The organism is Rhodococcus sp. P3_B8 (genome assembly GCF_056402775.1).
The window spans coordinates 1-4,307 of sequence record NZ_JBFUGT010000436.1 but is presented as its reverse complement, the minus strand read 5'-3'; the positions used below and the strand labels follow the sequence as shown (position 1 = coordinate 4,307).

Below are 4,307 nucleotides of genomic sequence, written 5' to 3'. Positions count from 1 at the left end.
CGTCCGATGCGGGTGTGGCTGCGCGGGCGGCGATTTCGGCCGAGCGGACCACGCCGTCGATGTCGGCGGCGTCGACGGAGGCGGACGTGACGATGCCGACCCTCGCGTCCTCGCCGGCCCGGACGATCGAGATGACGGTCCAGCTGCGCGACGTGGACACCCCGTTGGTGGTCATCGAGTTGCCTGCCCACCGCAGGGACGCCTCGCTGGCATCGGTGACGATCACGATGGTCTCGTCCACGGTGGCCCGGGCGAGGACCTGCTCCACGAGTTGCTGCGGTGCGATCATCGGCCGCCTTCCGTCCGAGTGTTCAGTACGTTGACGCCGCGGAAGWGTGCCGACGGGCAGCCGTGGCTGACGGCCGCGACCTGGCCGGGTTGCGCCTTGCCGCAGTTGAAGGCGCCGCCGAGCTGCCAGGTGGAGCGGCCGCCGACGGCCTCCATCGAACCCCAGAAGTCCGTGGTCGTCGCCTGGTACGCGACGTCGCGGAGTTGCCCGTCGAGCTTCCCGCCGCGGATGCGGTAGAACCGCTGACCGGTGAACTGGAAGTTGTAGCGCTGCATGTCGATCGACCAGGACTTGTCGCCGACGACGTAGATTCCGTCCTCCACACCGGAGATCAGGTCGTCGGTGCTGCGGTCGGTGTCGGGATCGGGCTGCAACGACACGTTGGCCATCCGCTGAATGGGGACGTGATGCGGCGAGTCGGCGTACGAGCAGCCGTTGGAACGCGCCAGCCCGAGCCGGGGCGCGAACGCCCGGTCCAGCTGGTAGCCGACGAGAATCCCGTCGGCCACCAGGTCCCAGGACTGGGTTTCGACGCCTTCGTCGTCGTAGCCGATCGTGGCGAGACCGTGCCGCTCGGTGCGGTCCGCGGTCACGTGCATGATCGGCGTCCCGTAGCGCAGCGTGCCGAGCTTGTCGGGGGTGGCGAACGACGTGCCGGCGTACGCGGCCTCGTAGCCGATGGCGCGGTCGTACTCGGTGGCGTGCCCGACGGATTCGTGGATCGTCAGCCACAGGTTCGTCGGGTCGATCACCAGGTCGGTGGGGCCGGGTACCACGGTGGGGGCCTTCACCTTCTCGGCCAGCAGGTCCGGGATCCGGGTGAGTTCGTCGGTCCAGTTCCACACCCCGTCGCCGGCGACGTACTCCCATCCGCGGCCGACAGGGGGAGCGAGGGTGCGCATCGTCTCGAAGACGCCGGCCGACTGGTCGACGGTGGTGGCTTCGAGTTGCGGATGCAGCCGCACCCGCTGCTGCACGATGGACGATCCGGCGAGATCGGCGTAGAACGTCTGCTCCTTCACCTGCAGGCATCCGGCGGTGACGTGGTCGACGCCGTCGGATCCGAGTAGCCTGCGGGAGTATTCACCGAGCAGCGAGATCTTGTCCGAGGCGGGAACTTCGAACGGATCGACGTCGTAATCGGACACCCAGTGGACATCCGTGTGCACCGGTTCGGCGGCGAGTTCGACGTGCTCCCGGTTCAGTCCACGCAACGCCCGGGCGACCGCGACGGCCTGTTCCGCGGTCGCGGCGGCGGTCGCCGGCGTCAGCTCGGCATGCGAGGCGAAACCCCAGGTGCCGTCGACGACGACACGCACCGCGAAGCCGAGTTCGCTGGTGTCCACCGCCGACTGCACCTCACCGTCGCGCAGCCGCAGCGACTGGCTGGTCAGCCGATGCACGCGCAGGTCGGCGTGCGACGCACCCGCCGCGCGGGCAGCGGCGAGTGCCGCGTCCGCCAGCGAACGCAGGGGGAGGGCAAGGAATTCCGGATCAACCTGTCGTGGAGCCGTCACCTGGACCACCGTAGTCGGTCGCTCAGCCGAATTGCTGCCAACCCAACCGGATCACCATCGCGATCACCACGATCAGCAGGGTGATCCGGACGAATCCGGCGCCCTTGCTCAAGGCCATTCGCGAACCGATGACCGCGCCGATCACGTTGCAGACAGCCATACCCAGACCGAGTGCCCACAGCACGTGGCCGGTGGCGGCGAAGAACACCAGCGCACCGAGATTCGATCCCAGATTGATCACCTTCGCCATCGCCGCGCTGCGCACGAACTCCGTGCCGAGGAACGTGGCGAAGCTGATGATGAGGAATGTTCCGGTGCCCGGCCCGAACAGGCCGTCRTAGAAACCGAGGAGCCCGGCAGACAGCAGGACGACTGCGACGACCTTCCGCCGTGTCGGCGGATCCTTCGCCAGCGTGGTCCCGAGCTGCGGACGGATCGTCACGAAGACGGCGACGCCGACGAGTACCGCCATGATGAGCGGGATGAAGACGTCCTTGTCGATGCGCGACACCGTTGCCGCGCCGAGCGCGGACGCCACCGCCGCGAGTAGGCCGGCGGGAACCAGCAGCCGCCAGTTCATGGGGATCCGGCGCGCGAACGTGACGACGGCGGCGGAGGTGCCGGTGAACGCGGTGAGCTTGTTGGTGGCCAGCGCCGCCTGCGGCGTCAGCTGCGGTGCGACGAGAAACAGTGCGGGAATGAGGATCAGTCCGCCGCCGCCGACGACAGCGTCCACCCACCCGGCGGCCGTCGCGGCGGTGAGAAGAAGCGCCCAGTCACCCACATTCATGGTGCAGACTCAACCACACCCACCCTGAGGTACTTACGCTGTGCACATGCGGAGGTTCAGTCTGTGGCTGCGAGGAAAGCCGACGGTTGCGGACTCGATGTTGGCGGCGATCCTGTTCACCCTCGAGGTGTTCGTGTTCACCGCGTCGGGAGACCGCTCGCCGTGGGTGCAGCTGGTCATGGGTTTCCTGCTGTGCCTGCCGATCGCGTGGCGTCGGAAGTACCCGCGGGCGGCGGCCGGTGCCGTTCTGGTGACGTCGATCACGATCACCTTCATCAGTTATTCGATCGGTGACCTCGACGCCGAACATCCCGGTCTGCTGGCCCTTGCCGTTGCCCTCTATACGCTCGTCGCCTACGTCGACCGCCGCACGGCCGCGGTGTACGCGGTGGGCCTCGCCGTCGATTCGGCCCTGTCGATCTGGTTGCTGGAACAGGAACTGGTGGCGGCCGGACTGTTTTCCGTCCTCGTCTTCGCGCTCTCCTGGATCACAGCGGAGTTCCTCGGCGCCCGCCGGGCCTACGACGAGGAGGTCGCCGCACGCCTCGTCGTCGCCGACTACGACCGGGATCGCCGCGCCGAGGACGCGGTGGCCRCCGAGCGGACCCGGATCGCCCGGGAACTGCACGACGTGGTCGCGCACGCCGTGAGCGTGATGATCGTGCAGGCCGACGGCGCGTCCTACGCCCTGAAGACCAACCCCGACATCGCGAAGCAGGCGCTCACCAACATCGCGAGCACCGGGCGGGAGGCCCTGGCGGAACTGCGGCGCACCGTCTCGCTGTTGCGCACCGAACCGGCGACCGACGACATGCCCCAGCATGGCACGGCCGGCCTCGCCCGAGTGGTCGACATGATGCGCAGCGCCGGCCTGCCCGTGGAACTCGAACTGACGGGGGAGCTGGACGACATCAGCCCCGCGGTCAGCCTCGGCGTCCACCGGCTGGTCCAGGAATCGCTGACGAATGTGCTGCGGCACGCCGGGGAACGTCCGCGCGCGAAAGTGCGGGTGCGGCGCCGCGAGACGGACGTGCTCGTCGAGATCACCGACAACGGCAACTCGTCCGGACAGTTCTCGCTCGGGTCGGGCAACGGGCTGCTCGGCATGCGAGAGCGGGTCGCCGTCCTGCACGGCACCCTCGAGGCGGGACGGCAGACCGACGGCAGTTGGCGGGTCACCGCGGAGTTGCCGCTCGAGCTGGAGGACTGAGCGGCCCCGGTCACTCCGTCTCCGGTGGCGCTGCTTCCTCCGGCTGGTCGAGGACGCTGACGGTGACGCCGTAGGGGAGGAACCGCACCGACCGGTGGGGATCCGTGTTGTGCTTGTGCGCGCGGAGCGCATCGAGTTCGGTGGCATACACCTGCTCGACACGTGCGACGCCCTCGTCGTCGAGCGTGTAGATCGCCCACACACCGTCACCGGTCTCGCCGGCCGTTTCCGGCTTCGACGCGCCGCGCGGCGAGCGGGCGAAGTCCGCGAACACGCCCGTCCACGGAATCTGAGAATCCGCCTGGTCCAGGAACCTGACGATCCGGTCCTTGACGCCCTGCAATTCCTCGCCGGCCTCACGGATCACGCGGTCGAGATCGTCGGGGTCGAACCCGAACGGCCTGTTGTCGCCCATCACTGTCTCCTGACTTCGGCGGGACATCTCCAGTGTGGCCGCGGATGCCGATCGGCGCCACGACGGTCCGCCTATCGGCATCCGCG

General features: G+C 68.6%; 4 protein-coding genes and 1 pseudogene. 1 reads left to right on the top strand and 4 read right to left on the bottom strand.

Annotated features, from left to right (window positions below):
• From AC1D1G_RS42330 to AC1D1G_RS42320, 3 genes and pseudogenes are all read right to left on the bottom strand, one after another.
• Positions 1 to 289, bottom strand: a pseudogene (locus AC1D1G_RS42330) (TldD/PmbA family protein); the annotation flags it as partial.
• Positions 286 to 1,806 (bottom strand): TldD/PmbA family protein, encoded by a 1,521-nt coding sequence (locus AC1D1G_RS42325; protein ID WP_477956613.1) that lies wholly within the window; start codon positions 1,804 to 1,806, stop codon positions 286 to 288. The gene AC1D1G_RS42325 and the pseudogene AC1D1G_RS42330, both read right to left, overlap by 4 nt.
• Positions 1,807 to 1,828: 22 nt before the next feature.
• Positions 1,829 to 2,596, bottom strand: coding sequence for a TSUP family transporter (locus tag AC1D1G_RS42320; protein ID WP_011593477.1), 768 nt, complete (start codon positions 2,594 to 2,596; stop codon positions 1,829 to 1,831).
• Positions 2,597 to 2,642: 46 nt separating this feature from the next.
• Here AC1D1G_RS42320 and AC1D1G_RS42315 point away from each other — a divergent pair, with 46 nt between their 5' ends.
• On the top strand, positions 2,643 to 3,806 hold the full coding sequence (locus tag AC1D1G_RS42315) for a sensor histidine kinase (RefSeq protein WP_477956612.1): 1,164 nt from the start codon (positions 2,643 to 2,645) through the stop codon (positions 3,804 to 3,806).
• A gap of 10 nt (positions 3,807 to 3,816) precedes the next feature.
• Here the strand turns inward: AC1D1G_RS42315 and AC1D1G_RS42310 are convergent, their stop codons facing one another.
• Complete coding sequence (locus AC1D1G_RS42310) at positions 3,817 to 4,221, bottom strand: hypothetical protein (RefSeq protein WP_005246369.1); 405 nt, start codon at positions 4,219 to 4,221, stop codon at positions 3,817 to 3,819.
• Positions 4,222 to 4,307 lie beyond the last annotated feature (86 nt).

What these genes read in the sequence shown, in the direction of transcription:
- AC1D1G_RS42310 (WP_005246369.1), bottom strand. Translation starts at nt 4,221, where the DNA reads ATGGGCGACAACAGGCCGTTCGGGTTCGACCCCGACGATCTCGACCGC.